Source organism: Prochlorococcus marinus str. SB (assembly GCF_000760115.1).
Taxonomy (GTDB): Bacteria; Cyanobacteriota; Cyanobacteriia; order PCC-6307; family Cyanobiaceae; genus Prochlorococcus_A; species Prochlorococcus_A marinus_D.
The window spans coordinates 512,004-535,979 of sequence record NZ_JNAS01000002.1; the positions used below are offsets into that span (position 1 = coordinate 512,004).

The following is a 23,976-nucleotide window of genomic DNA, read 5'->3' on the forward strand; positions in this document are numbered from 1 at the left end:
TCGATAGGATGCATAGAACAAACGTTATCCAAACTTGATTTGTTATAATTCTAAGAAAAAGTGAAAATTGCAATAGTTGGTTCTGGATTAGCTGGTCTTACAGCTGCAGTCAATTTAGTTGATGAAGGTCACGAAGTAGAAATTTACGAGAGCAGGTCATTTTGGGGAGGTAAAGTAGGGAGTTGGGAAGATAAGGATGGCAACCACATAGAAATGGGTTTACATGTATTTTTTTATAATTATGCAAATCTTTTTAAATTAATGAAAAAAGTGGGAGCTCTAGACAATTTACTCCCGAAAGATCATACTCATCTATTTATCAATAATGGTGGTAATTTAAAATCTTTAGACTTCAGATTCCCTTTAGGTGCTCCATTTAACGGACTTAAAGCTTTTTTTACCACCGAACAACTTACTTGGATAGATAAGTTCAGAAATGCCTTAGCTTTAGGGACAAGTCCAATCGTTAGAGGATTGATAGACTATGAAGGCGCAATGAAAATAATTAGAGATCTGGATAGAATTAGTTTTAAAGAATGGTTTTTAAACCATGGTGGAAGTGAAAAAAGTTTAGAAAGAATGTGGGATCCCATCGCATATGCATTAGGTTTTATTAATTGCAAAGATATTTCAGCAAGATGCATGCTAACTATATTCATGATGTTTGCTTCAAAAACAGAAGCCTCAAAACTTAATCTTTTAAAAGGTTCCCCTCATAAGTGGTTAACTCAACCGATCGTCGACTACATCACAAACAAAGGAGCAAAAATACATCTGAACCATAAGGTAGAAGAAATCATTTATGAAAAGGAATCTTCCTCTTATTCAGTAAATCAATTAAAAATATCTTCTCCTGAAGGAATTAAGGCAGTATTTGCAGATAAATTCCTAGCTGCCTGTGATGTTCCTGGAATAAAAAAAATAATTCCAAAAGAATGGTATCAATTTAAAGAATTTGAAGGTTTAAAAAAACTTAGAGCTGTAGCTGTTGCCACAATCCAATTAAGATATGACGGTTGGGTTACTGAATTACAAAAAGATAATACTGGAAACGAACCAATTGGACTAGATAACCTTCTTTATTCTGCTGATGCCTCTTTCAGTTGTTTTGCTGATTTAGCACTAGCAAGTCCAGCAGACTATAGAAAAAAAGATATGGGATCGCTTCTCCAATGTGTTTTAACTCCTGGCGATAGATGGATGGGAAGATCCACAGAAAGAATTACAAAAGAAATTGATAAAGAGGTTCGCCGTCTATTCCCATCCTCAAAAAACCTTAAATTGCTTTGGAGTAATGTGGTACAAATTCCACAATCACTCTATAGAGAAGCTCCCGGTATGGAACCTTTCAGACCAGATCAAAAAACATCTATATCTAATTTCTTCATGGCTGGTAGTTACACAAAACAAGATTATATAGACTCTATGGAGGGAGCTACAATGAGTGGTCATTTAGCTGCCGCCGCAATTTTAGAGAAGAAAGCCGAATTAGCAAAAAATCTTGCAGTAAGTTAATTAATGGGTACTTGGCTAAAACATAACGTAATAACAGTCGTTAATGCGCCTCTTGAAAATGTATGGGACACATGGAGCGATTTAGAATCAATGTCACTTTGGATGAGCTGGATTGAATCTGTAAAAACAGTTGACGAAGAAACTAATACGTTACCAGACTTAACAGAATGGACTTTAGCTGCAAATGGCTTTAAGTTTAAATGGAAAGCTCAAATTACAGAAAGGGTTGAAAAAAGCAAACTTAAATGGAAATCAATAGGAGGTTTGCCAACTGAGGGATCAGTAGTTTTCGAAAGTAAAACTGATCAAATCACAACGGTAAATTTAGCAATAACTTATGAACTACCAAAAATGATTGCTCGTTTTATGGAAGAAAATATTTTAGGCAAAATGGTTACAAACGAATTACAGACCAATATTGATAGGTTCAAAGATTTAGTTGAAAAGAACTATACAAAAAATTTTTCTAATTAAAAATATTAATTGCTACATCTAGTAGTCCTTCAAAAGTATATTTTTGTGCCTGACTATCAACTCTTCCAAAAATCTTGTTACATATTTTTGTTGTCTGAGGTCCAATAGTTAATAACTTAATTTGATCAAAATATTCTAACCATTGTTTACCAAGTTTTTTTTCTAGTAAAAAAGCAGCATTTACTACGGTTTTACCGCTTGAGAAAATAATCGCATCGACTTTTCGATTAGAAATAATATCAATTGTTTCTTCCGGAATTGATTCAGGACATCTAGTTTCATATGCAGCAACCTCAAATACACGAGAACCAGCCTTTCTAAATTGATCTGCAATTAAATCCCTACCCCCAGTTTGAACTCTTGGTACAAAAACTCGAAGTCCATAACCAGATACTGGGAAATTATCAATTAAACTTTCAGCAACAAATTCTGGAGGTATGAAATCAGCCTTAATCCCAAAATCATCAAGAGTTTTTGAGGTTTTTTCTCCGACTACGGCGATTTTTGTTTTTTTAGAACATTCTTTTAATGAACTATTAAAATATCTAAGTCGCTTATCTACAAATTTGATCCCATTACTACTGGAAAAAATAATCCAATGAAAATCATTTATTTGATTTAATGCTTCATCAAGAGGATTCAAATCATCAGGATCAGCAATACTTATTGCAGGTAAATCAAATACATTAGCGCCCTTGCTTATAAATATCTTTTTTATATCCAATATCCCTTCTTTTGATCGAGTAATAATTATATTTCTTTGATCAAGGGGTAGATCAACTTTTGGCATCCTTGTCCTCAACATTATGATTTTTATTTTTATTTTTTAATTCATCGAGAAGTTTCAAGACTGATAATCCTTTATCAAGAACAACATCGTCTTTAAAAATTATCTCTGGAACTCTTCTCATCTCAATTCTTTTTCCTAAACTATGCCTTATAGAGCTTTTAGCAGTATTCAAGTTTAATACAATTTCTTTCCTCACTTTCTCTTGAGCAGTTGAAGTTATATAAATTTTACAGTGTTGCAAATCACCTGATAAATCAATCTTAGAAATATTGACGAAATTATCTCTAATAAGATCATTTTCTAAATCATTCTGCAAAATAAGAGTTATTTCTTTCTTCAAAAGAGAAGAAACTTTTGCAAGACGGTAATTATTTGGCATTATGGTTGTAAATTTATTGGGTTTGTCATCGCTTGCAAGACAAAATAAACAGTTATGAAAGCACTTAATACAGAAGATATCAAACCTACTATTGTGAGTGGATTTGATCTATTTTTGAATAAAGGTTCAAGCAAAGCAACAAGTCCCCCAACAATGATAGATATCAAATACTTTGGATATCTCGCAACATTAGAGAAAAATTCGCCCATCAGCTCCACAAATAGATTACTTTTTTAGCTAAGTTTTAACAAACATTAAACAGCATGATTACATTATATCAATTTAGGCATAGTGCTTTTTGTTTAAAAACAAGAATGGCTCTTCACGCAAAAAAACTACAATATCGAGTTGAAGAAGTAACACCTGGCATAGGCCAATTTGAAATCTTTAAATTATCAGGTCAAAAACAAGTACCTGTAATAGTCGATAGTAATGATCAAGTTATTAATGACTCTTCAACTATTTGCGAATATATAGATAAAAAAAATGAAAACAATCCACTTTTTCCTGAGGATCCAATATTATTTGCACAATGCAAACTAATTGAAGACTGGGCAGATACTACAATGGCTACAACTTGTAGAAGAGCTTTAATAAAATCTGCAATAGAAAATCCACAGCTAAGAACTGCATTACTTCCAGATGAAATACCTTCTTCAGTTAAAAGTATTGTTGATAAATTACCTTTTAAAAATCTTAGTAAAATTTCTAATGTAGTTTTTTCTTCTAAAGAAAATTTAGAACTCCAAAAATTACTGGAAGCTTTATCAAAATCCTTGATCAACAAGAAATATTTAGTTGGAGATAGTTTATCAATTGCAGATATTTCAATTGCTGCTCAATTATCCCTTATTAAATTTCCAAAGTCTGCAGGACCAATTCTTTCAGGAGAGGGTAGCCAAGAATACATAAACAACCCTTATTTAGAGAATCTTTTCATTTGGAGGAACAACTTAGAAGAATATCTTTTTAGTGCTAACTCTCAATAAATTCAAACTTCAATTTATATTTATTTGTTTTGATAGCATGAATAGAAGGATCACCAACTTTTGAACCATAAGAAGCAACATATTGCACTCCACAAATTGATGGTTTGATTGAATTATCAACTTCCAATATTTCTTCGGAACATTTTTGAAATTTACTAATGGTCTCTACCTGATTAATCCTTGAAGCACCTGGTTTATGTCCTGTTTGTATAACTAGCTCATCTGCGAAAAAAATATCATTGTCTTGGATCTGATTTCTCCCTGTAATTCTTGAATCAATATAAAAATCATCTTTTAAATAAGTAATTTGATTATTAATAGATTGAGGATCATTTACAACCTTGATTAAGGTTTCACCAAATATTGCTTTTCCAATAGATTCAGAATTTTTTGCACGATTACCAACAATCAAATCTGAATCATTCTTAAAGAAATTTACTTTATAAATAATTGGCTCTTCTGAATCATTAACTATATCTTGAGAAGTAACAAGCCAATTCCCCTCGAACCATTCAGGATAAATTAAATCCTTAGAAGTATCCGATAATTTAAAATTTGGCAAATATAATTCTGGCCATTGATTTACACGATTTTCCAAAAACTCTCGTACGTTAGAATCTACTAGAGCAAAAGAACTTTCTAAAAAAATTCCTTGAAAAATCAAGCAAAGAATTAATCCAAGAATAATTTTCATTATGTCAAATCCACTAATAAGAGCATCAGATCATTATGTATTATTAGAGCCAGATTCAAAGGAAAAAATTGTATCAAAGCAAGAAGCAATTTTATGGTTAAAGAATTGGCTTAGTAAGACAGAAACACAAACAATATATCAAAATATAGAAGTTCCTGATCAGGAATTTTTTGAAGAATTATTGGAAAGTACTTATGAATTAGAAATAAAATTAGGATACGTTATCAAATGGTTTGCAGTAAGAATTGAACCAGATTAACTGATTATTTCTTTATGAATTGCATTAATTATTTTCATAGCAACTTCTTCAATATTTTCTTTTTTTACTTGAATTCTTAAATCTGCTTGAGAATACAAATTTTCTCTAGATTGAAAAATGCTCATATATAGATCATTTAGATTCTTTCCCTGAAGAAGTGGTCTATTTTCAATTTCATTTTTCAATCTTTCAATTGCTATATCTTTGTCGAGATCTATCCAAGCAATTATTCCCTGTCTTAAGATTCCCCAGTTTTCCGATTTGGTAACTATTCCTCCCCCAGTTGAGATTACTAATGAAGGAATTTTGATAGTTTCTTTAAGGCAGTTTGCTTCTATTTCGCGGAAATTATCTTCTCCTTCGTCCTTAAAAATTTGATTGATAGATTTTTTTGCCAACTTCTCTATTAATGAATCCAAATCAATGTATTTATACTTCAATAATTCAGCCAGCTTCAAACCAGTTTGTGACTTGCCCGAACCCATCATTCCTATTAAAAATATGCTTCTGCCCTTAATAGCATGAACTGTTTTTTCGATAATGGATTGTTCCATAAAGACAAAAGCGTATTTAAAACCTTAAGATAGTATTATCGCAGACAATTATGACTTCTACACAATCCAAACCATCTCATGGAAGAGGACGTGAATGCGTCATAACTCGACGTGCCTGCTTTAGTTCTAGTCACCGTTATTGGCTCCCTGAAAAAAGCCCAGAAGAAAATTTATCTCTTTTTGGAAAGTGCAGTATTGCACCAGGTCATGGTCATAATTATGAACTTATTGTTTCAATGGGTGGAGAACTAGACTCTGATGGAATGGTACTTAATCTCTCTGATGTAAAACACTCCATTAAAGATAAGGTTACTGGACAATTAGATTTTCGTTTTTTAAATGATGTCTGGCCTGAATTTAATGTTAATAATCAAGAAGGTATACTTCCCACAACTGAAGCATTAGTAAAGGTCATTTGGAGTCGTCTGAAGGATGATTTACCACTTACAAGTCTAAGACTTTATGAAAACCCAAATTTATGGGCAGATTATTTTGGAAAAAACATGGAAGCATTTTTAACAGTACAAACTCATTTTGCAGCCGCTCATAGACTTGCAAAAGAAGAGATATCCTTTGATGAAAATAAAAAAATCTATGGGAAATGTGCCAGAGTTAATGGACATGGTCATAACTATCTTGTCGATATAACTGTAAAAGGAGAAATTGATAAAAGAACAGGAATGGTTTGCGACTTATCTGCCCTCCAAGAGATAATTAACGATTTAGTTGTTGAACAACTAGATCATACTTTTCTTAATAAAGACATCGAATTTTTCCATAATTGTGTTCCAACTGCTGAAAATATAGCTTTATATATTTCTGATATTCTTAAAAAACCAATATGTAATCTTGGTGCAATATTACACAAAATAAGACTCCAAGAGAGTCCAAATAATGCTGCAGAAATTTATGTTGATCAAAAGTTAACCAATTCGTTGAAGTTAAAATTGGAAAATAGTTTAGTAACGCAAACTTGAATATCCCAAGAGTAATAATTGTTATAGCATCAAGTCTTGATGGGAGAATTGCATTTCCTGGAGGTGGAGAATCGCATCTTGGAAGCGATGAAGATAAAAAAATATTAAATCAAAACTTATCAATGGTTGACGCCACCATTTTTGGTTTAGGTACTTTAATAGCTCATCAATCAACTTACCTAGTTAAAAATCTCACTGATAATGACGGAATACATATATCAAAAAGCCAACCAATTTCTATAGTTGCTTCAAATAGCAAAAAATTTAACAGTAATTGGAAATACTTTCGTCAACCAATTAGAAGATGGCTAATAAGCTCAAGTAAAGTTGATAATTCGTCGAATAATGAATTCGAGAAAGAACTCTTTTTCGAAGATTCATGGAAAAAAACTTTAATTTCACTTAAAAAACAAGGGATAAATGATTTAGCTCTGCTAGGAGGTGCAAAACTTATAAATTCATTCATAAAAGAGGATCTAATAACAGATATAAAAATTACAATAATTCCACGAATTATTGGAGGTATATATACATGGATCCCTCCAGAACAAACAAATGCGATTTTTAATCTCAAAAGGCTATGGGAAATAAAATCAATTAAAAATTTAATGAATAATGAAATCCATGTTCATTACAAAAAGATTTGAAATAGTTCAATAATAAATGAACCAAAAAATATATAAAGTTGAAGTCAAATTGTCAATTAAGGAAATCTCCAAGGAGATATGGAATGAATTAGCAAATGAAATAAATCCATTTTATGAATGGACTTGGATTAAAAACCTTGAGATCTCTAAAAGTGTTTCAAGAGAAACTGGTTGGCAGCCTCTATATTTTGTTGCTTATAAAAATGAAGAAATACTAGGAATTGCCCCACTTTTTTTAAAAAATCATAGCTATGGAGAATTCATTTTTGACCAATCATTTGCAAGATTGGCTCAAGAGCTGAATTTAAATTATTACCCTAAATTAATTGGAATGAGTCCTTATAGTCCTGTAAATGGATATCAATTTCTTTATAAACAAAATAAAGACAAGAAAGAGATTACAAATTTACTCATAAACCATATCGAAAGCTTTGCAATTACAAACAAAATCCTAAGTTGTAATTTTTTATATATTGATGAAAGCTGGGGCAACCATCTTAAATCTTTGGGATACTATGAATGGATAAACTCCAGCAGTGAATGGAGGAGTAATGGAGAAAAAACATTTGACGATTTTCTATCTAGATTTAACTCTAATCAGAGAAAAAATATAAAAAAAGAGAGGAAATCAATTGCTAAACAAGACATTAAAGTAGAAATTTTTAATGAAGATGATATCAACCAAGAAATCCTCAAAAAAATGCATAATTTTTATGAACAGCATTGTTCAAGGTGGGGGGTTTGGGGAAGTAAATATCTAACATCTACATTTTTCGAAACACTGATTGATAATAAAAGAAATCTTTTACTTTTTGGTGCATCAAAACATGATTCAAATGAAATTTTTGCTATGTCGATGTGCGTTAAAAATCAAAACAACCTATGGGGTAGATATTGGGGTAGTCAAGAAGAAATATCTAATTTACATTTTGAATTATGCTATTACCAGCCAATTGAATGGGCAATAAAAAATAATATACATTTGTTTGATCCTGGAGCGGGTGGTAAACATAAAAGACGGAGAGGGTTTTTTGCAAAAAGCACCGTTAGCATGCATAAGTGGTTTGACAAAAATATGGAAAAAATAATTTATCCTTGGCTAAATGAAGTGAATAAACAAACCGAGATGGAAATAGATTTTGAAAATAAATCTATACCCTTTAAATAAAAAATTATTCAGCTTTACCAAAGATTATATTAGTAATATAGTTTTTTATTAACTTCTAAGAATGGATTCTAAGAACAGTTTCGATGAAAAAACAATTACTGATAATAACTTATCCAACCGATATATAGATTTGGATCCAAACGGTTATTTTATTATCAAAGTAGATTTAGAAGAAAATAAAATAATTTTAGAGCACTTTCTAAATAATATTAATGATGACGGATATGCGCTTGACCCTGAAACAAATGAACCAATTAAATGCAACTCTCAAAATAAAAGAGTTAGTAATGCAGTTTTTAAAGGTATTAGTGCGAAACAAATTGGAATAATGATCACTGAAGAAAGAAATGACTTAATAACCAGATTTGACCATGCCCTATATTTAGGCAGGGAACTACAAAAAGCAGAAGAATGTTTATACAAAAAATTACCATATATCCAAGATTAAGAAATTAAACGAAAAAATCTAATCTGTTCATCTGATGTTAAATTAAATAAAAATTAAAAAATTAATGAACATCATTTTCTATTTTGCATTTATTGGTTTTGGTTTTGGAGCTGCTTTCGCATTAGATAAGCTCTTAAGAGCAGTTAAATTAATTTAAAAAACTAGTAAATTTTAATAGTCTCTCCATACAAATCATATTCATCTGCAAAAGAAATATTTGCTTCAACAAATTTACCAATATAATTTTTCAAATCAATTTTATCCATAACAGATAAAATTACTGTTCCGTCAATTTCAGGGGCAAAATTATAGGACCGACCTATTAATTCGTTATTATCTGATATTTTTTCCACCAAAATCTTCATTTTTGAACCAACATATGACTGATTTTTATCTTTAGAGATATTTTGTTGAACTGAAATAACGTTATCTTTTCTTGCCTCTGCAACCTCTAGGGAAACTTTATTTGGCAAATGAAAAGCTGCAGTTCCTTCTTCAGGAGAAAAAATAAACACTCCCACATGATCAAATTTGTGCCTATCCAAAAATTCGAGAAGATGTTCAAAATGTTCTTTTTTTTCTCCCGGAAATCCAACAATGAGACTAGTTCTTAATACAGCAGATGGGATTTCTTCTCTAATTTTTTCCAAAATTGATTCATTCAAAGAAGCCTGCCAAGGTCTATTCATACTCTTCAATACATCTGGATGACTATGCTGAAGTGGTAAATCAAAGTAAGGCACTATATTCTTTGAATCTTTGAAAGCTCTAATAACTTCATCAGTTAAACCCGTTGGATAAGCATAATGTATCCTTATCCAAGGAATTGGAACTTTAGAAAGCTCATTCAAAAGTTTGGCTAATGATGGTTTTCCATAAATATCTTGACCATAATTAGTTGTTATTTGACTAATTAAAATGATTTCTTGAATACCCTGTTTTGCAAGACTTTTGGCTTCTGAAACTATAGATTCTATTGTTCTACTTCTTTGAGGACCTCTCAACTTAGGAATAATACAAAAAGCGCAATTATAGTTGCAGCCTTCAGCAATGCGAAGATAAGAAACAAATTTATTTTTATCTACAAAACGAGGTATTTCCTCATCTGCAATAAATTCCGGTATTTTTGAAACTTCATTAACGATTTCCCCTTTTTCTACTCTGTCTAAAACCTTGGCTATCTTTTGATAATCTCCTGTTCCAATCAAACCTTTTATTTCAGGGATTTCTTTTATAAGCTCATCTTTAAAATGCTGAGCCATACAGCCTGCAACTATTACTTCCTTTCCTTGATTTGTATATTCTAGAATTTTTCTAATAGATTCTTCTCGAGCTGTTTCAATAAAACTGCAAGTATTTACAACAACAACATTTGCATCATTTATATTGCTGTCAACTTCATAACCCTCTTTATCTAGTAAGCCTTGCATATGTTCAGTATCAACAAGATTTTTCTCACAACCAACATGACTGAATGCAACCTTAGATAGTTTTTTTTCTTTTACATTGAGACTATTTTGTTTCACAACTTGAAAAATAAGAATTAAAAGATTTATACAGCATTTCGTATATAACTCTCATGCCAAGATAATATTAGGATAGATAATGTAAATAACAAACTTTCTTTTTGTATGGCCCTTAAGACTTTAAACAGAAGAAATCAAAAAGATTTGAAATGGCCAAAAATCATAATTGCAATTCTTAGCACTATAGGCATAGTTGATACAGGTTCGATTACTTTAAAAAACTGGGGATTATTTACTTCGCTTTCATGCCCAGGCATACAAAATGGTTGTGAAACAGTTTTAAATAGTCCTTGGGGTACTTTATTTGAAAATGATCAAGTTAATATACCTCTTTCATTAGCAGGATTTATAACATATTTATCAATATTAGTTATCTCAATAGTACTCTCGCTTAATTTAATTTCCCCAAAAGAAAAACTAAATAAGTTTTTATGGTGGTTAATATTTCTAATTTCTTGTGCGTCATCAACATTTAGCTTTTTATTGATAAACATAATGTTTTTTAAGATTCAAGCATATTGCTTTTTTTGTATACTTTCAGCAATTTTATCGTTTTCTATCTTTATAATTTCTATGATTGGAGCAAAGTTCGAAAGTAGAGAACCTATGATTTTTAGAGGTTTCATTCTAGCCATTAGTGTCCTGCTGGGAGGCCTAATTTGGTCAACAAACGTTGACCCCTCTAATGCAATTGATGTTGCAAACCCCACTGAAAATGTATCCCCAATAATTACCACTTCAAGCTCTCCCCAGAAGTTAAGGTTTGCAAAATTTTTAAGTGAAAACAATATTATTATGTATAGTGCATACTGGTGCCCGCATTGCCACGATCAAAAACAATTATTTGGTAAGGAAGCAGTTAAAGAATTAAAAGTAGTTGAGTGTGCTAAAGATGGTAAAGATAATGAGTATGAGTTATGCCAAACGAAAGGAATCAGTGGTTTTCCTTCTTGGGAAATAAATGGAGAAATTATTAGTGGTACACGTGAATTAAATGAATTAGCAACAAAAACCGACTATCAGGGAGATCTCAATTTTTAATTAATCTTTTTTGAATTTTTTGATCTAACTGTTGTCTAGTATGGCATTCCCAATTTTTATCTTTATCAGGGAAATCATCTCTATAATGCCCTCCTCTACTTTCTTCTCTAAATAGACAAGCTTTTAATAAAGTTATGGTGGTTATTTGTCTATTCTTTAAATCAAGTAAAAGATTTAATGCTCTTCTATTACGTTCATTAAGTTTTATTTTTTGATCAAATTTTATTTTTTCAAGACTATTTAGTAAATCATTTTTATTTAATTTATCTATATCATTTTGAATGTAATTTAAAAAATGACTCATATTTACCTTATTTCGAGATACCCCTAAATTTAACCAACAAAGTTTTCTTAATTCATCAATTTTTTCAGCAATTATAGAAATTTGATCTTCTTTAGGATCTTCAAAATCAAACTCTTGAAATGATCTATCAAATTTTTCAAATTTAGAAAGATCATTCAAAACAATTGAAGACATTTTTCTTGCGAAAACAAGACACTCCATCAGTGAATTACTTGCCAGTCTATTAGCACCATGCACACCTGTAGAAGCAACTTCTCCAACGGCATATAATCCTTTTCTTGTTGAAGATGCATTTAGATCAGTTTTAACACCTCCCATCCAATAATGTGCTGCAGGAGCTACGGGAATAACTGCATTTAAGGGGTTAACGCCATAATCCTGACATCGACTTAAGATCGTGGGGAAGCGCTCTACAATTTTTTCTGGGTCAATATACCGAAGATCTAAGCCAACATGGTCTACATTATTATCATGCATATTTTTCATAATTGCTCTACTTACCTGATCTCTAGAAGCTAGATCACGATTTTCAAGATTTTTAACTGGACTTTCACCATTTTTATCAACTAAAATCGCTCCTTCCCCTCTAAGTGCCTCAGATATTAAGAAGCAAGGTGCACCATAAAATTTTAAAGCTGTTGGATGAAATTGAACAAACTCTAAATCTTCGATAGCAGCTCCTGCTTTCCATGCAAGAGCAATCCCTTCACCAGAGGATTGAGCAGGATTTGTTGTGTTTGTGAATAAGTGTCCACCCCCACCTGTAGCCAAAACAACAGCTCTAGATTTAATCCAATACAAATTTGCTCCATCAAGAACCTGAACTCCTCTACATTCTTTATTTTCAATGAGAAGTTCAGTTACTCTTACACCCCTGCAGTGAAGAATATTTTTTTTATTCTCAATATGATCTTCTAGAACTTCAACTAATGCTCTTCCAGTACGATCTTTAACATGTAAGACTCTTCTTCGTGAATGGGCTGCTTCCAAGGTAGTAGCTAGTTGATCAGAACTTTGATCAAAAATCATCCCTAAATTCTGCAACCTCTCTACACAACCTGGAGCTTCTTTAACTAACATTTCTACAGCTTGAAAATCACATAGTCCATCACCTGCTTTTAAAGTATCCTCAGCATGAAGATCAAATGAATCATCTTGTCTAACAACAGATGCAATTCCGCCTTGAGCCCATCTACTAGAAGATACCTTACTAGTATTTCTATTTAAAAGAAGCACTTTTAAATTTGAGGGTAATTCAAGACAAGTCATAAGGCCTGCAGCTCCAGCGCCTATAACGATTACATCCCAATTATTTATTGGTATCGGTTCTTGCGAAAATGGAGGCCTTAACATTAAACCAGGCCACTAAAAGTTGGTTGCAGAATTGCTAAAACAATAAAAATACCATCAACAATTAATGTCGTTTGAATTACGTAACCAGAAACTAAGAGTGCTTTACCACTAGTAGTATTAATTGTGCCAGAATCTAAAATTTCTTTTGAAATAAACCAAAGTATAAGAGCAACAAAAACGATAATAGATAATGATTTTATTTGAATAAGGCTCTCTGAAGTTTTTTGAAGAATCATGGGTGCATTTTCAGAATCTGCTTTAATTACCTGCCTCCATTGATCCATGATTCCGATTAAAAATATTGTAATGTCGGTAACTGCGGTTCCAAATAAAGAAGAGATATAAAAGCTTGAACCTATTTTCCAATTAGTACCAAATCCAATTAAAGCCAATGGGAGAACTACAGCTTCAACGGGTATGTGTAGGATAGGAAATGGGCTTAACCATCCCCAGAACAAACATCCACCAAGCCAACTACCTGATATCCCAAGTAATAATGAACTGACAATAAACCACTTATTTGATCCTTTCTGATTCAAAACAATTGCCACTAAGACAATAACAAAAGTAAAACAAAGAGCACTTATTGGTTCTAATCTAACCCAAGGGGCTTGAACAAAAATAGGTAAAATTACAAAAAAAGAAGACCACAATCTTAAAGATATAGGATTTGATAAAAAACTATTTTCATATGAATCAACTGTCTTATGGGATTCATAGTTGAATTTATCCTTTACTTCTAAATTTTTTGTAATTAATTCTTTCAATGAAAAAGTTTATTTTAATTAATCTAAATCGTGTTTTAGAAAACTGCGAATGCCATATTTTAATAAATAAAAGGCCCATAATTTCACACCTATATTTACTTTTTTAAAAGTATTTAATACACTTTGAGTCATATATAAGTTTAGAATAAATATTAATAAGAGTATTTGGCCTTAAATTGTGTGGCAAGAAATTAATTACACTGAAGATCCCAGTAATCTTTTGGTTCCTAATATTACTTATAAAATAAACCCTGCAGAAATTGAAAGTATTGAAGCTAATTCTATTGCTGAAGAAATAGGATTTGAATCAGGTGATTCAATTATTAGTATTAATGGGAAAAAACCAAGAGATTTAATTGATTATCAGATTCTGATTAGTGAAGAAATTTTAGACATTTCAGTTTTAGATAAAAATCATGAGATTCACAATATAAATATTGAAAAAGATCAAGACGTTAATTTAGGTATAAATTTTAAAGATGCATTATTTGATTCAATTAAGCAATGCAATAATAGATGTCCATTTTGTTTTATTGATCAACAGCCAAGCGGCAAAAGAAAAAGCCTTTATATAAAAGATGATGATTATAGATTAAGTTTCCTATATGGCTCTTATTTGACTCTTACGAATTTAAAAAAAGAAGACTGGGAAAGAATTGCCATGCAAAAACTATCCCCACTTTTTATTTCAGTTCATGCTACTGATCCCGCCACAAGAGAAAAATTATTAAAAAATAAAAAAGCAGGAGTGATACTTGATCAAATTTCGTGGTTTGAAAAAAACGCTATTCAAATACATGCTCAAATTGTTGTTTGTCCAGATATAAATGATGGGGATATTCTTGAGAAATCAATTTTAGAACTTGCTGAATTCTACAAAAAAACCTCTCAAACAGTACTTTCAGTTGCAATAGTGCCTGTAGGACTTACAAAATTTAGACCTGAGAATGATGGATTGAAATCAATAAGCACAGAATACGCAAAAAAAACTATTAAACATGTAGAAAGTATTCAAGCCTTTCTACAGAGTACTCTTGGGACTCGTTTTTGTTGGCTAGCAGACGAATGGTATTTAATTGCGGGTACAAATTTACCTAGTTACATAACTTACGAAAATATGCCACAAGAATCTAATGGAGTTGGGACTATTAGAAAATTTCTAGAAACATTAAAAGAGAAGACGAAAAATCTACCCAAAAAAGTAAAAAAGCCAAAAAATGTTAGTTGGATTGTGGGTAAATTAGTTTATGAAGCCCTAATTCCTACAGTTAAGAAATTAAACTTAATTGATGGTTTGAAAGTCAACTTATATGGTTTGCCAAGTGTTTATTGGGGTCAAGATCAAGTTGTTACAGGACTTCTTACTGGAGAAGATCTAATTTACGGACTAAAAAATAAGGATTTAGGAGAAGCTGTTTACATACCATCTATTATGTTAAAAATTAATACTGATTTATTTTTAGATGATAAAAATATTCAAGAAGTTGAGAATCAAATAAATACTAAAATTCGCGTTCTTGATGATTCAAATGATATTATTAATACTTTGATTGGTTAATCGAATATTTTCGAAACTATAAAACATGCTTAGAAGAGTAATAAATCCTTTCTTATTATTGCCGCTTACTCTAAGTATGAATACCTTTAATGTTCTATCGAGCGAAACAAAAAATTACATTGATAATGTTTTAGAAGAAAAATCAAATATTACTTTTGTTGATTATCAAGAAATAGAAAAACTTATATTAAATAATCAAGAATTAAAATCATTTCAAAACCTAGTAGCCTCTGCAAGCTACAATCTTTCCAGTCAAATTGCCAAAAGATACCCATCCTTAGATTTTCAAGCAAATGGGTTACCGAAATATGTAGCAGGTAAAAAGTACAATAGCAATTTACCTACTTTAAAAACATCACAATTTACGGCTAATCCCTCCCTAAACATTAAATGGGATCTAATTGCCCCGCTTAGAGGATTTGAAATTAAAATTGCCAAAACAAATTACAAAATTGCAGAAAATAATTATGAGATTAAGAAAAAAGATTTAATTCAAGAAGCAAGAATCAGATATCACAAATACAAAAAGTCATATCAAGATATTCAAAATAAAAAATTCACACTTGATTTATCAATTACAAGTTTAGAAAATGCTAAAGCAAAGCTAGATGCTGGAATTGGTACAAAATTTGAAGTTCTTGAAGCAGAAGCTCAATTATCTCGAGATCAACAATCACTTAATGAAAAGAAAATAGAACATGAAATTAATAAAATTTCTCTTAAAGAGATTCTTAACATTAAAGGAGATTTCGAAACTCATAAAGAACACAATCTTTTAGGGTTTTGGAATCATAAATTGAATAGGAATATTAATGAGGGTTTGGATAAAAATCTTTCCTTAAAAAACCTTATTCTTCAAAAATCAATCAAAAAAAGCCAAGCAGAGAGCTTTTTAGCTCAAAATAAGCCAAATATCTATATCAGTAATTCGTTATCTAGTACATTTTCAAAGGGTGACTCTCTAGCAACTAATATCGACTCTGAAAAATCTGGATCTAATTATACAAATACTATAAGTCTAAATTTTGCATGGAGTATTTTTGATGGCGGACGAAATAAAAACTCTTACAAATCAAAAATAGCAGATTCAGAATCCGAAAAATATGCTTATGAAAATCTAAAAAATGTTTTAACCACAAACATAAGTAAGGCCTATTTAAATCTTAAATTAAATGAAGAAAAAATAATCTCTTCTCTTAAAGAAATTGAATCTAGCAAAGAGTCTGTAAGGCTTTCCAGACTTAGATATGATGTAGGAATATCAACTCTAAAGGATGTTCTTGTTAGGCAAAGTGAATTAAGTAATGCGAAATCAAAAAATATTAATGCAATATATAATTACAATCTGAATATAGATGAATTAGAAAGATTAACTTTCCTTGATAAAAGTAAAAATTGTTTGGGTAGTAATAACACTAAAATTAAGGGTACAGAGTCTATTTGCAATTTATAAAGATGAATCCACCAAATTTAACTAGTAAGCAACTACGTGAGTTAGATTCTTTATTTGAATTGGTTAGTCAACGTCAAACAAAAGATTTTGGAAATATTAGCGCCAGCAATAAAGCAGATGGATCATTATTAACAAGTTGTGATTTATGGAGTGATAAAACAATCGTAGATGGCTTAGCTTCAATAGCTCCTGGTGAAGGCGTCCTTAGTGAAGAAGGGCAAAAGTTAATTCCAAATTCAAAAGCTTACTGGGTGGTCGATCCACTCGATGGAACAACAAATTTTGCTGCAGGTATTCCTTACTGGTCTATATCTGTAGCAAGGTTCATTGATGGTAAACCACAATCTTCTTTTTTAATAATTCCTACATTGAAAAAAAAGTTTGTATCCATTAAAGGTAAAGGGGTTTGGTTAAATAACAATAAAATAGATCCTAGCCAAAATAATCGTCAAAGTGAATGCATTTCTTTATGTAGTAGATCAATAAAAATTTTACAAAAAAAACCAAACTCAGTATTTCCTGGGAAAATAAGACTCTTAGGTGTATCGAGTTTAAATCTTACAAGTGTAGCGATGGGACAAACTTTCGGAGCAATAGAATCAACTCCGAAAATATGGGATATTGCAGCAGCCTGGCTGCTATTAGAAGAACTCAATTGTTCTATAGAGTGGTTAGAAATTGATCCTCTAAATTTAGTTTCAGGACAAGACTTGAGCGATGTTAATTTTCCATTAATTGCTTGTAGATCTATAGAAAAATTTGAAATTTTAAAGCCATGGGGCAATTTATTATTAAAAAAATAGTTGCATCATAAATAAAAAATTGCTTGAAAAATTTCTTAATTAGATACAATAAAAATTAAGTAAATAAATAAAATATTTGAATAAAACTAATATGCAAAGAAGTTCAACATGGATACTTAAAAGTTTATGGGGAGCTTGTGAGCGATGGAGTAAATCTGACTGTGTTGATTTAAGCGCTGCATTTGCATACTACACACTTCAATCATTTTTTCCTATCCTTCTAATTTCCCTTTCAATAGCTTCATGGTTCCTAGGAAAACAAGAAGGATTAGATCAACAAATAATTGCCATTGCTGCCCAGCTTTTACCTCCTTCAGTAGTTGATTTAGTAGAGACAACATTATTTAATTTGATAGATCAAGGTTTTGGAGCAGGTATTCTTGGTGCTATGTTTTTACTTTTTACCGCAGGAAATGCATATCTATCTCTTCAGAGAGGTTCGGATAGGCTGTGGGAGGACGAAATTCCTTCTAAAAAAGTTAATGCTGCTTGGAGAGTCCAAGCTTCGAAGTTTCTCCGAAATAGAGTTGAAGCCTTTTTAATAGTATTCTTTATTGGTTTTTTAATGGTACTAGATCAAATTAGTGCAAATCTTAGGATGATCCCAAGTAACGTTTTAGAAAATCTTTCAAAATCTAATAATCTTATTTCTGATTTATTATTAAAGTTGCCGCTATTACAAGTTGGTCAGTTTGCAATACCACTAATTGGCTTTTCTTTAATGGCTCTTTTATTACAAGCACTTTTACCCAGTAGAAAAGTTCCATTAAAACCACTGTTACCTGGATCTTTTCTTATTGGAATTGGACTAACCACCTTGAACCTAGCAGTAAGTAAAAGTATTCTCTCACTAGGAGTAAGATTTCAAGCATACGGTTTTATTGGAGGCTTTCTTGTACTTACTTTGTGGGTATGGCTATTAGGAGTGATTTTATACTTTGGACAGTGTTGGAGCGTAGTAATTGCTAGTATGACTTTAGTAAATAAAAAAAGAAATTATAGATAAGGATTACTAAGGTGAATTATTTTCTAAAAGCTAATAAAAATCTTCTTACCTACTCATTAATCATACTTATAGTTATTCCAATTTTTGGATTTAACTTTTTTATTAGCTTTGTTGGAAATATCCTACTTCTTTTATTTTTAATTCCGCTTTTATTATTAGTTTTAGTGTTTATGGGTTTTAACTCTTACAAATCAAAAATTAATACATGTAGTAATTGTGGGGCAATATCATTAGGTTTAAGTGAAACCTGCATGAATTGCGGTGCTGATTTAGAGAATATAAGTAAAAAAAATCAATTAGGTAAAAAGCCTAGTGAAAGTACAATTGAAGTAAAAGCAGAAGAAATTAAGTAAAATACTAACCTATTCCAATTTGTCGAAGAATACTTTGTCCAGTAATTAATTCAGTACCAAGTCCAATCAAAATACCCATCATTGCCATTCGGCCATTCCAAGTTTCAGCGAAATTTACGAAGCCAAATCTTGGTTGATTGTCACTATTCATAATTAACTAGATTATCTATCAAATTATTTTAACGTTTTAAGGAAGAATTTATGATAAATAATTAATTATTTATTTAACATGTCTTACACCATCAACGGGTCGATACTCATCTCCAGTTAACTCCTCAAATACAATGGCTGGCAATCCTGTATCAAACATTGTTTGTAATGCTTCTTTTAACATAGGATTCCAACCTCCAGTACTAACTTTTCCATGTCTTACAGTCCAGTCCCAAGTCCCTTGAAGATCTCTGGGCAGTCTACCTTCTCTATCTCTTCGAGCAACTAAGTCTAAAGATTCAACTATACCAACAATTACTGGATTTTTACCGTAAGAAGGAGTAAGACTTAGTTCAAGTCTCACTGGATCTTCTTTAACGATTTTTAAACGAAACCTTGGGGGCAACTTTAGTGATCTTAATACCGCTGAGACAATTTTTGTTCTTAATTCCAATTTTTTTCCTTAGATATAATTTGATTAATCAGTTGTTGAACCTTTTTCTTCTAATGTAGTGTCATTGTCATTAGAAAATCTTATTGTTAGTAGTTCCTCTTCTGTTATGTTTCCTGATTTATCTAAAAGTTCTGGATGTATTGTGTACTTTTTTTGTTTAAAACTGGAAGTACTTAATCGTTGATTTTTATTATCGGATATACCCCAGCCATTAGACATAACTTTAAAAGCTTTCCAAACTAAATAGGTTAATGCTGCAGAATATATTATTGGAAATAGGATAGACATAAAATTTATAGATTAGTTTGTTATATGCTTAACATCATAGCCCGAAAAAAAGAAATTTAGCTAATTTAAGTCATTAAATTATTCTCTATATTCAATAAATTTAATTACTAGTTATATTTAAATTATACTGATATGGTGTATTAAATCTCCCGAAGAACATAAAAAATCAAAATTGAAAAGAGACATCCAAAAGTTATTACTAGGCGCTTTATTAATTACATTGGGCATTAGATATCCTGCAAAAGTCATATCCCAACAATTAAGTAAACCAAAAATTAATGAAGTTAATTTATATTCCAACAAATCTTTTATAACTAAAGCTGTAGAAAGAACCGGTGCAGCTGTGGTGACAATTGATACTCAAAGATATGTCAAAAAAAGAAATTTTCCAAGAAATTCTCAACTATTTCTAGATCCATATTTTGAAAGATTTTTTGGATTAGATTTGCCCAACGAAAATCGACCAAGGATAGAGCAAAACCAAGGCAGTGGATTTATATTTGCAGATGGACTCATAATGACCAATGCTCATGTAGTGAATGGATCAGATAAGGTAATTGTTGGTTTAACCAATGGCAAAAAATTAAACGCTAAACTGATAGGCCAAGACTCTTTTACTGATTTAGCTGTGCTAAAGATTGAAGGGAGAGGTCCTTGGCCAAAAGCAAAATTGGGCGATTCTTCAAAGATTAAAGTTGGTGATTGGGCTATAGCAGTTGGAAATCCATTCGGATTGGAAAACACAGTTACGCTTGGTATTATTAGCAATCTAAATAGAAACGTAACCCAATTAGGAATATATGATAAAAAACTTGAACTGATACAAACAGACGCTGCTATTAATCCTGGCAATTCTGGAGGCCCACTATTGAATAGCGAAGGAGAAGTAATTGGTATTAATACGTTGATAAGATCAGGACCAGGAGCGGGTTTGAGTTTCGCAATTCCAATTAATAAAGCTAAGGAAATAGCCTATCAACTTTTAAATAATGGGAAAGTAATACATCCTATGATTGGAATTAGCCTTATAGAAGAGAGTATTTCTGAGAGAAAAAATAATGTTGTAAAAGTTGGATATGTAGTACCGAATAGCCCAGCTGAAAAAAGTGGAATCAAGATCAATGATATTTTAATTAAAATAGACGATAAAGATGTTGAAACCGCTTCAGACGTAATAGAACAAATTAGTAAAAATGGTATCGAAAAACAAGTAAATATATTATTGAAACGTAAAAATAAATTTATTAAATTAAAAGTAATACCAACTGATATTACTAATCTACAAAATAACTAAAAAATTTAATTGTCATTCCTTTTAAGTATTTCCACACATCTAGAAATACATTTGCCATCACTTATATCGCAGGAAGTAATGCATTCAAAATAATTTTCAATAGGATCAATAATTTGACAATGTTTTTCTTGGAAATCGTAATTTTTCATTTTAATTATTAAAACCTATTTTTGTATTATTAAGATTAATCAAGGACGATAAACTATGTAAAGATAAATGAGTGATCTTACTTAGCCAATTGTAAATTTTATTAAAAGTAATTAAATTTTTTGGATTTGATTTTTTTCTAAAAAATATTCGTAATTACCATCATATGAAAATAACTTTGAATCTTTAATTTCAATAATTCTATTTGCAACCTTTGATATAAAATACCGATCATGAGAAATGATCAATAATGAACCTTTATAATTTTTAATTGCTAATTCTAAGTTTTCCTTAGATTGAAGATCCAAATGATTAGTTGGTTCGTCCAACAGAAGGAAATTACTAGGTTTAATAATCATAAGCGCCAATGCTAATCTTGCCTTTTCTCCACCACTGAGTTGTTTAATATATTTAAAAACAGTTTCATTTTGAAAGCCAAAACCCCCTAAAAATGTTCTAACTTTTTTTTGGGACCATTCTGGAGATTTGTTACATATTAAATCAATAACCCTTCCGTCAAGTGAAAGTGCTTCAGCCTGATTCTGTTCATAATAGCTAGTAATTATATTATGTTTTCCAAGATTAATTTCTCCAATTTCAGGAGATATTTTTTTCATAATAATTTTAAGCAATGTAGATTTGCCGCAGCCATTAGGTCCTAATATTGCTATTTTCTCCCCAGAAGAAATCTTTAAATTGATATCTAAAAAAAGAATTTTATCATCGAAACTATGAGACAAATTTTTGATATTTAGAACTAATTTTCCTGAGCGAGGGCACTCTGGAAAATTAAAAACAGGACTTTTTGATTTTGCTATGGGAGCCTCAATTTTAGAAATCTTTTTTAATTGTTTTTCTCTACTTTTTGCTTGAGAACTTCTAGTTGCACTAGCTCTAAATCTATCTATATACCTCTTCTGTAACTCAATTTCTTTTTGTTGTAATTGATATGCCTTATTTTTTGATTCTTCATTCAAAGATTTCTGTTCGACAAAAAAAGAATAGTTCCCATTATATGTTTCGGATGTTCCTCTATCTACAAAAATTATCTTTTTACATAATTTATCTAAGAAATATCTATCATGGCTAATTATTATTACTGCAATTTTAAGCGATGATAAATATTCTTCCAACCAAAAAATAGTTTGTAAATCTAAATGATTGGTTGGTTCGTCCAGTAAAAGTAAATCAGGTTTTTGTAAAATTATTTTTCCGAGTGCAACTTTCATCTGCCAACCGCCTGAAAAATTACCAACTAATTTATCAGCATCTTCTATAGAAAAGCCTAATTTTGGTAATATTTTTTCTACATCAGATTGCATTTTATAACCACCTAACGCTTCAAATTTTGCTTGATATTTTGCAAGTTGATTTACAAATATTTCGAGTTTGTCAGAATTTTTTTTTATATCCAAAGATTTCATTTTATTCTCAATTTCTAAAAGTTTAGTGGCAACAATTTGTATATCTTTAAAAGAACTTTCTAATTCCTGTCTCACTGAAAAATTCAAATTACAATCAAACTCTTGCTTTAAATGGGCAATTTTAGGATTTCCCTCTTTGATGATCGTTCCACTTGTTTGCTCTTCCTCTCCAATTAAAATCTTAAATTGGGTTGATTTACCTGCACCATTAGAACCAACTAAGCCAACTTTTTCTCCTTTTTTAATCTCCCAACTAATATTTTTTAAAACAACATCTGTAGAATAAATTTTGCTTACACCTTCAAATCTAATCACTTTTTTAAAAATAGAATTTACAAAATCTGTGGCTTATTTACTAAAAAATATTTTGTGGAATAAAATTAAATCATGAAAAGAATAGAACAAATTGTAGTAATTTTCATAGCTGCAGCTCTTGCAATTCCAAGTTATTGGTTTTTTTGGACTTTGGCTGGTGGAGGTGGCTACAACAAAAGAATAAAACCTATTCCTAATCAAAATAATAATTATTCAAAACCTTTTCCTAAAGACCTCCTCGAGCCTTGATTATCCACATTTTAGTTGCTTCATCATCAATAGTACTCAAATATTCAATAACCTCTTCTTTAGTCACAGAAATATTTAACTCATTGCCAATGTCACATATTTTATCTAAGGCTTTTTTGGGATTAGTTAAGGCTGTCATAAAAAGACTTTGTTTCTTTTTGGTATCGTTGGCTATTAACTTATAGAGCTTTTCAGCATTACTGGACATGTTTTTAAAATCTATTTATTAATAGATTATTACTTCAAGCTACATTTTGTTCATTATATTTATTTTTAGATAAATCATTTTCCACATCTTTTATCTCTTTTGCAGAGGCGTCTGCCATACTTCTTGCGTCTAAACATAAAACTTTTCTTAGTTTCGCAAAGTTAGCTGCATGAGATTTTCTACCATCTTTTTGAGCATAATACTCAGACTGCTGAAGAATATGGTGAAGATGAGTTAACAAATATGGACTAATTACAGCTGATACCAAAACGTCACTATTTTCATTATCGTGAGAATCAGAATTGACTAATCTTTTTTTTGGTTTATCAATTATCGACCTTTTAGGATAATCAATTTTTCTTGAATTTTTCATGGGACAATAAAACAAT

32 protein-coding genes are annotated in these 23,976 nt (G+C 30.8%); 17 read left to right on the forward strand and 15 right to left on the reverse strand.

All coding sequences use genetic code 11. The annotated features are described in order from the left end of the window. Positions 1-60 precede the first annotated feature (60 nt). Both zds and EV02_RS03520 read left to right on the forward strand, forming a co-directional pair. Positions 61-1,515 carry a 9,9'-di-cis-zeta-carotene desaturase gene (gene zds / locus EV02_RS03525; protein ID WP_032519772.1) on the forward strand — a complete coding sequence of 485 codons (1,455 nt, stop codon included), beginning with the start codon at positions 61-63 and terminating at the stop codon, positions 1,513-1,515. Positions 1,516-1,518: 3 nt separating this feature from the next. After that, positions 1,519-1,989 (forward strand): SRPBCC family protein, encoded by a 471-nt coding sequence (locus EV02_RS03520; protein ID WP_032519773.1) that lies wholly within the window; start codon positions 1,519-1,521, stop codon positions 1,987-1,989. Here EV02_RS03520 and EV02_RS03515 read toward each other — a convergent pair. From EV02_RS03515 to EV02_RS03505, 3 genes are read right to left on the reverse strand one after another with little or no spacing between them, the layout of a single operon-like run. Next, positions 1,982-2,779 carry a uroporphyrinogen-III synthase gene (locus tag EV02_RS03515; protein WP_032519774.1) on the reverse strand — a complete coding sequence of 266 codons (798 nt, stop codon included), beginning with the start codon at positions 2,777-2,779 and terminating at the stop codon, positions 1,982-1,984. The genes EV02_RS03520 and EV02_RS03515 overlap by 8 nt on opposite strands. Next, positions 2,766-3,158 (reverse strand): 30S ribosome-binding factor RbfA, encoded by a 393-nt coding sequence (gene rbfA / locus EV02_RS03510; RefSeq protein ID WP_032519775.1) that lies wholly within the window; start codon positions 3,156-3,158, stop codon positions 2,766-2,768. The genes EV02_RS03515 and rbfA overlap by 14 nt, the downstream gene beginning before the upstream one ends. Then, positions 3,158-3,367, reverse strand: coding sequence for a DUF751 family protein (locus EV02_RS03505; protein ID WP_002806502.1), 210 nt, complete (start codon positions 3,365-3,367; stop codon positions 3,158-3,160). Before EV02_RS03505 ends, rbfA begins: the two co-directional genes overlap by 1 nt. 54 nt (positions 3,368-3,421) lie before the next feature. On the opposite strand from EV02_RS03505, the gene EV02_RS03500 reads away from it, so the two are divergent. Beyond that, complete coding sequence (locus EV02_RS03500; RefSeq protein WP_032519776.1) at positions 3,422-4,147, forward strand: glutathione S-transferase; 726 nt, start codon at positions 3,422-3,424, stop codon at positions 4,145-4,147. Here EV02_RS03500 and EV02_RS03495 read toward each other — a convergent pair. Then, a complete protein-coding gene (locus EV02_RS03495; protein ID WP_080724851.1) occupies positions 4,134-4,841 on the reverse strand; it encodes a DUF6816 family protein in 708 nt (235 codons plus the stop codon). The genes EV02_RS03500 and EV02_RS03495 overlap by 14 nt on opposite strands. 1 nt (position 4,842) lies before the next feature. On the opposite strand from EV02_RS03495, the gene EV02_RS03490 reads away from it, so the two are divergent. After that, positions 4,843-5,100: a chlororespiratory reduction protein 7 gene (locus EV02_RS03490; RefSeq protein WP_032519778.1), complete on the forward strand. Its 258-nt coding sequence runs from the start codon at positions 4,843-4,845 to the stop codon at positions 5,098-5,100. Here EV02_RS03490 and EV02_RS03485 read toward each other — a convergent pair. After that, positions 5,097-5,654 (reverse strand): shikimate kinase, encoded by a 558-nt coding sequence (locus EV02_RS03485; protein ID WP_032519779.1) that lies wholly within the window; start codon positions 5,652-5,654, stop codon positions 5,097-5,099. The genes EV02_RS03490 and EV02_RS03485 overlap by 4 nt on opposite strands. A 50-nt stretch (positions 5,655-5,704) precedes the next feature. On the opposite strand from EV02_RS03485, the gene EV02_RS03480 reads away from it, so the two are divergent. From EV02_RS03480 to petL, 5 genes are all read left to right on the forward strand, one after another. Next, positions 5,705-6,631, forward strand: coding sequence for a 6-pyruvoyl trahydropterin synthase family protein (locus EV02_RS03480; protein WP_032519780.1), 927 nt, complete (start codon positions 5,705-5,707; stop codon positions 6,629-6,631). Further along, positions 6,628-7,278, forward strand: a complete 651-nt coding sequence (locus EV02_RS03475) for a dihydrofolate reductase family protein (protein WP_032519781.1) — start codon at positions 6,628-6,630, stop codon at positions 7,276-7,278. Before EV02_RS03480 ends, EV02_RS03475 begins: the two co-directional genes overlap by 4 nt. A gap of 16 nt (positions 7,279-7,294) precedes the next feature. Then, the gene (locus EV02_RS03470) at positions 7,295-8,446 is read left to right on the forward strand and encodes a GNAT family N-acetyltransferase (protein ID WP_032519782.1); all 1,152 of its coding nucleotides are present in this window, start codon (positions 7,295-7,297) and stop codon (positions 8,444-8,446) included. A 61-nt stretch (positions 8,447-8,507) separates the two neighbouring features. After that, positions 8,508-8,894, forward strand: a complete 387-nt coding sequence (locus EV02_RS03465; protein WP_032519783.1) for a DUF4346 domain-containing protein — start codon at positions 8,508-8,510, stop codon at positions 8,892-8,894. Between the two features lie 64 nt (positions 8,895-8,958). Next, entirely contained in the window at positions 8,959-9,051 is a 93-nt protein-coding gene (gene petL / locus EV02_RS0108815; protein ID WP_011375671.1) for a cytochrome b6-f complex subunit PetL, read from the forward strand. Between the two features lie 4 nt (positions 9,052-9,055). Here petL and rimO read toward each other — a convergent pair whose 3' ends face one another. Then, positions 9,056-10,420 carry a 30S ribosomal protein S12 methylthiotransferase RimO gene (rimO, locus tag EV02_RS03460; protein ID WP_032519785.1) on the reverse strand — a complete coding sequence of 455 codons (1,365 nt, stop codon included), beginning with the start codon at positions 10,418-10,420 and terminating at the stop codon, positions 9,056-9,058. Between the two features lie 105 nt (positions 10,421-10,525). Here rimO and EV02_RS03455 point away from each other — a divergent pair, with 105 nt between their 5' ends. Continuing rightward, a complete protein-coding gene (locus EV02_RS03455) occupies positions 10,526-11,461 on the forward strand; it encodes a vitamin K epoxide reductase family protein (RefSeq protein WP_032519786.1) in 936 nt (311 codons plus the stop codon). On the opposite strand, the gene nadB is transcribed toward EV02_RS03455, so the two are convergent. Next, on the reverse strand, positions 11,451-13,118 hold the full coding sequence (nadB, locus tag EV02_RS03450; protein WP_032519787.1) for an L-aspartate oxidase: 1,668 nt from the start codon (positions 13,116-13,118) through the stop codon (positions 11,451-11,453). The genes EV02_RS03455 and nadB overlap by 11 nt on opposite strands. Then, positions 13,118-13,885 (reverse strand): DUF3120 domain-containing protein, encoded by a 768-nt coding sequence (locus EV02_RS03445; RefSeq protein WP_032519788.1) that lies wholly within the window; start codon positions 13,883-13,885, stop codon positions 13,118-13,120. Before EV02_RS03445 ends, nadB begins: the two co-directional genes overlap by 1 nt. Before the next feature lie 178 nt (positions 13,886-14,063). On the opposite strand from EV02_RS03445, the gene EV02_RS03440 reads away from it, so the two are divergent. The 5 genes from EV02_RS03440 to EV02_RS03420 all read left to right on the forward strand — a co-directional run bounded on the left by EV02_RS03440 (position 14,064) and on the right by EV02_RS03420 (position 19,058). Next, the gene (locus EV02_RS03440) at positions 14,064-15,443 is read left to right on the forward strand and encodes a TIGR03279 family radical SAM protein (RefSeq protein ID WP_032519789.1); all 1,380 of its coding nucleotides are present in this window, start codon (positions 14,064-14,066) and stop codon (positions 15,441-15,443) included. Between the two features lie 25 nt (positions 15,444-15,468). Further along, entirely contained in the window at positions 15,469-16,896 is a 1,428-nt protein-coding gene (locus EV02_RS03435; RefSeq protein ID WP_032519790.1) for a TolC family protein, read from the forward strand. A gap of 2 nt (positions 16,897-16,898) precedes the next feature. After that, positions 16,899-17,699 carry an inositol monophosphatase family protein gene (locus EV02_RS03430; protein WP_032519791.1) on the forward strand — a complete coding sequence of 267 codons (801 nt, stop codon included), beginning with the start codon at positions 16,899-16,901 and terminating at the stop codon, positions 17,697-17,699. 91 nt (positions 17,700-17,790) lie between these two features. Continuing rightward, on the forward strand, positions 17,791-18,705 hold the full coding sequence (locus EV02_RS03425) for a YihY/virulence factor BrkB family protein (RefSeq protein WP_032519792.1): 915 nt from the start codon (positions 17,791-17,793) through the stop codon (positions 18,703-18,705). An 11-nt stretch (positions 18,706-18,716) separates the two neighbouring features. Next, positions 18,717-19,058 carry a hypothetical protein gene (locus EV02_RS03420; protein WP_032519793.1) on the forward strand — a complete coding sequence of 114 codons (342 nt, stop codon included), beginning with the start codon at positions 18,717-18,719 and terminating at the stop codon, positions 19,056-19,058. Positions 19,059-19,062: 4 nt separating this feature from the next. On the opposite strand, the gene EV02_RS03415 is transcribed toward EV02_RS03420, so the two are convergent. The 3 genes from EV02_RS03415 to EV02_RS03405 form a co-directional block, all read right to left on the reverse strand. Further along, the gene (locus EV02_RS03415) at positions 19,063-19,209 is read right to left on the reverse strand and encodes a high light inducible protein (protein ID WP_032519794.1); all 147 of its coding nucleotides are present in this window, start codon (positions 19,207-19,209) and stop codon (positions 19,063-19,065) included. A gap of 69 nt (positions 19,210-19,278) precedes the next feature. Then, a complete protein-coding gene (locus EV02_RS03410) occupies positions 19,279-19,662 on the reverse strand; it encodes a hypothetical protein (RefSeq protein ID WP_032519795.1) in 384 nt (127 codons plus the stop codon). Between the two features lie 24 nt (positions 19,663-19,686). Next, a complete protein-coding gene (locus EV02_RS03405) occupies positions 19,687-19,950 on the reverse strand; it encodes a DUF2973 domain-containing protein (protein WP_032519796.1) in 264 nt (87 codons plus the stop codon). Between the two features lie 172 nt (positions 19,951-20,122). On the opposite strand from EV02_RS03405, the gene EV02_RS03400 reads away from it, so the two are divergent. Continuing rightward, positions 20,123-21,244, forward strand: a complete 1,122-nt coding sequence (locus EV02_RS03400) for a trypsin-like peptidase domain-containing protein (protein WP_032519797.1) — start codon at positions 20,123-20,125, stop codon at positions 21,242-21,244. 5 nt (positions 21,245-21,249) lie between these two features. Here the strand turns inward: EV02_RS03400 and EV02_RS09530 are convergent, their stop codons facing one another. Then, positions 21,250-21,393: a hypothetical protein gene (locus tag EV02_RS09530; RefSeq protein WP_193742628.1), complete on the reverse strand. Its 144-nt coding sequence runs from the start codon at positions 21,391-21,393 to the stop codon at positions 21,250-21,252. Between the two features lie 111 nt (positions 21,394-21,504). Further along, on the reverse strand, positions 21,505-23,130 hold the full coding sequence (locus EV02_RS03395) for an ABC-F family ATP-binding cassette domain-containing protein (protein ID WP_032519798.1): 1,626 nt from the start codon (positions 23,128-23,130) through the stop codon (positions 21,505-21,507). A 72-nt stretch (positions 23,131-23,202) separates the two neighbouring features. Between EV02_RS03395 and EV02_RS09535 the strand changes: the two genes are divergently transcribed. After that, positions 23,203-23,379 (forward strand): hypothetical protein, encoded by a 177-nt coding sequence (locus EV02_RS09535; protein WP_193742629.1) that lies wholly within the window; start codon positions 23,203-23,205, stop codon positions 23,377-23,379. Here EV02_RS09535 and EV02_RS03390 read toward each other — a convergent pair. After that, complete coding sequence (locus tag EV02_RS03390; protein ID WP_032519799.1) at positions 23,357-23,587, reverse strand: hypothetical protein; 231 nt, start codon at positions 23,585-23,587, stop codon at positions 23,357-23,359. The two genes, EV02_RS09535 and EV02_RS03390, sit on opposite strands and share 23 nt — an antisense overlap. Before the next feature lie 34 nt (positions 23,588-23,621). Next, positions 23,622-23,960 (reverse strand): hypothetical protein, encoded by a 339-nt coding sequence (locus EV02_RS03385; protein ID WP_032519800.1) that lies wholly within the window; start codon positions 23,958-23,960, stop codon positions 23,622-23,624. Positions 23,961-23,976 lie beyond the last annotated feature (16 nt).

Coding starts and splice junctions, on each gene's coding strand:
- EV02_RS03490 (WP_032519778.1), top strand. CDS start 4,843: ATGTCAAATCCACTAATAAGAGCATCAGATCATTATGTATTATTAGAG.
- EV02_RS03470 (WP_032519782.1), top strand. CDS start 7,295: ATGAACCAAAAAATATATAAAGTTGAAGTCAAATTGTCAATTAAGGAA.
- EV02_RS03465 (WP_032519783.1), top strand. CDS start 8,508: ATGGATTCTAAGAACAGTTTCGATGAAAAAACAATTACTGATAATAAC.
- EV02_RS03485 (WP_032519779.1), bottom strand. CDS start 5,654: ATGGAACAATCCATTATCGAAAAAACAGTTCATGCTATTAAGGGCAGA.
- EV02_RS03520 (WP_032519773.1), top strand. CDS start 1,519: ATGGGTACTTGGCTAAAACATAACGTAATAACAGTCGTTAATGCGCCT.
- EV02_RS03455 (WP_032519786.1), top strand. CDS start 10,526: ATGGCCCTTAAGACTTTAAACAGAAGAAATCAAAAAGATTTGAAATGG.
- EV02_RS03500 (WP_032519776.1), top strand. CDS start 3,422: ATGATTACATTATATCAATTTAGGCATAGTGCTTTTTGTTTAAAAACA.
- petL (WP_011375671.1), top strand. CDS start 8,959: ATGAACATCATTTTCTATTTTGCATTTATTGGTTTTGGTTTTGGAGCT.
- nadB (WP_032519787.1), bottom strand. CDS start 13,118: ATGTTAAGGCCTCCATTTTCGCAAGAACCGATACCAATAAATAATTGG.
- EV02_RS03385 (WP_032519800.1), bottom strand. CDS start 23,960: ATGAAAAATTCAAGAAAAATTGATTATCCTAAAAGGTCGATAATTGAT.
- EV02_RS03505 (WP_002806502.1), bottom strand. CDS start 3,367: ATGGGCGAATTTTTCTCTAATGTTGCGAGATATCCAAAGTATTTGATA.
- EV02_RS09530 (WP_193742628.1), bottom strand. CDS start 21,393: ATGAAAAATTACGATTTCCAAGAAAAACATTGTCAAATTATTGATCCT.
- EV02_RS03480 (WP_032519780.1), top strand. CDS start 5,705: ATGACTTCTACACAATCCAAACCATCTCATGGAAGAGGACGTGAATGC.
- EV02_RS03515 (WP_032519774.1), bottom strand. CDS start 2,779: ATGCCAAAAGTTGATCTACCCCTTGATCAAAGAAATATAATTATTACT.
- EV02_RS03405 (WP_032519796.1), bottom strand. CDS start 19,950: ATGTCTATCCTATTTCCAATAATATATTCTGCAGCATTAACCTATTTA.
- EV02_RS09535 (WP_193742629.1), top strand. CDS start 23,203: ATGAAAAGAATAGAACAAATTGTAGTAATTTTCATAGCTGCAGCTCTT.
- EV02_RS03435 (WP_032519790.1), top strand. CDS start 15,469: ATGCTTAGAAGAGTAATAAATCCTTTCTTATTATTGCCGCTTACTCTA.
- EV02_RS03495 (WP_080724851.1), bottom strand. CDS start 4,841: ATGAAAATTATTCTTGGATTAATTCTTTGCTTGATTTTTCAAGGAATT.
- EV02_RS03430 (WP_032519791.1), top strand. CDS start 16,899: ATGAATCCACCAAATTTAACTAGTAAGCAACTACGTGAGTTAGATTCT.
- rbfA (WP_032519775.1), bottom strand. CDS start 3,158: ATGCCAAATAATTACCGTCTTGCAAAAGTTTCTTCTCTTTTGAAGAAA.
- EV02_RS03415 (WP_032519794.1), bottom strand. CDS start 19,209: ATGAATAGTGACAATCAACCAAGATTTGGCTTCGTAAATTTCGCTGAA.
- EV02_RS03390 (WP_032519799.1), bottom strand. CDS start 23,587: ATGTCCAGTAATGCTGAAAAGCTCTATAAGTTAATAGCCAACGATACC.
- EV02_RS03425 (WP_032519792.1), top strand. CDS start 17,791: ATGCAAAGAAGTTCAACATGGATACTTAAAAGTTTATGGGGAGCTTGT.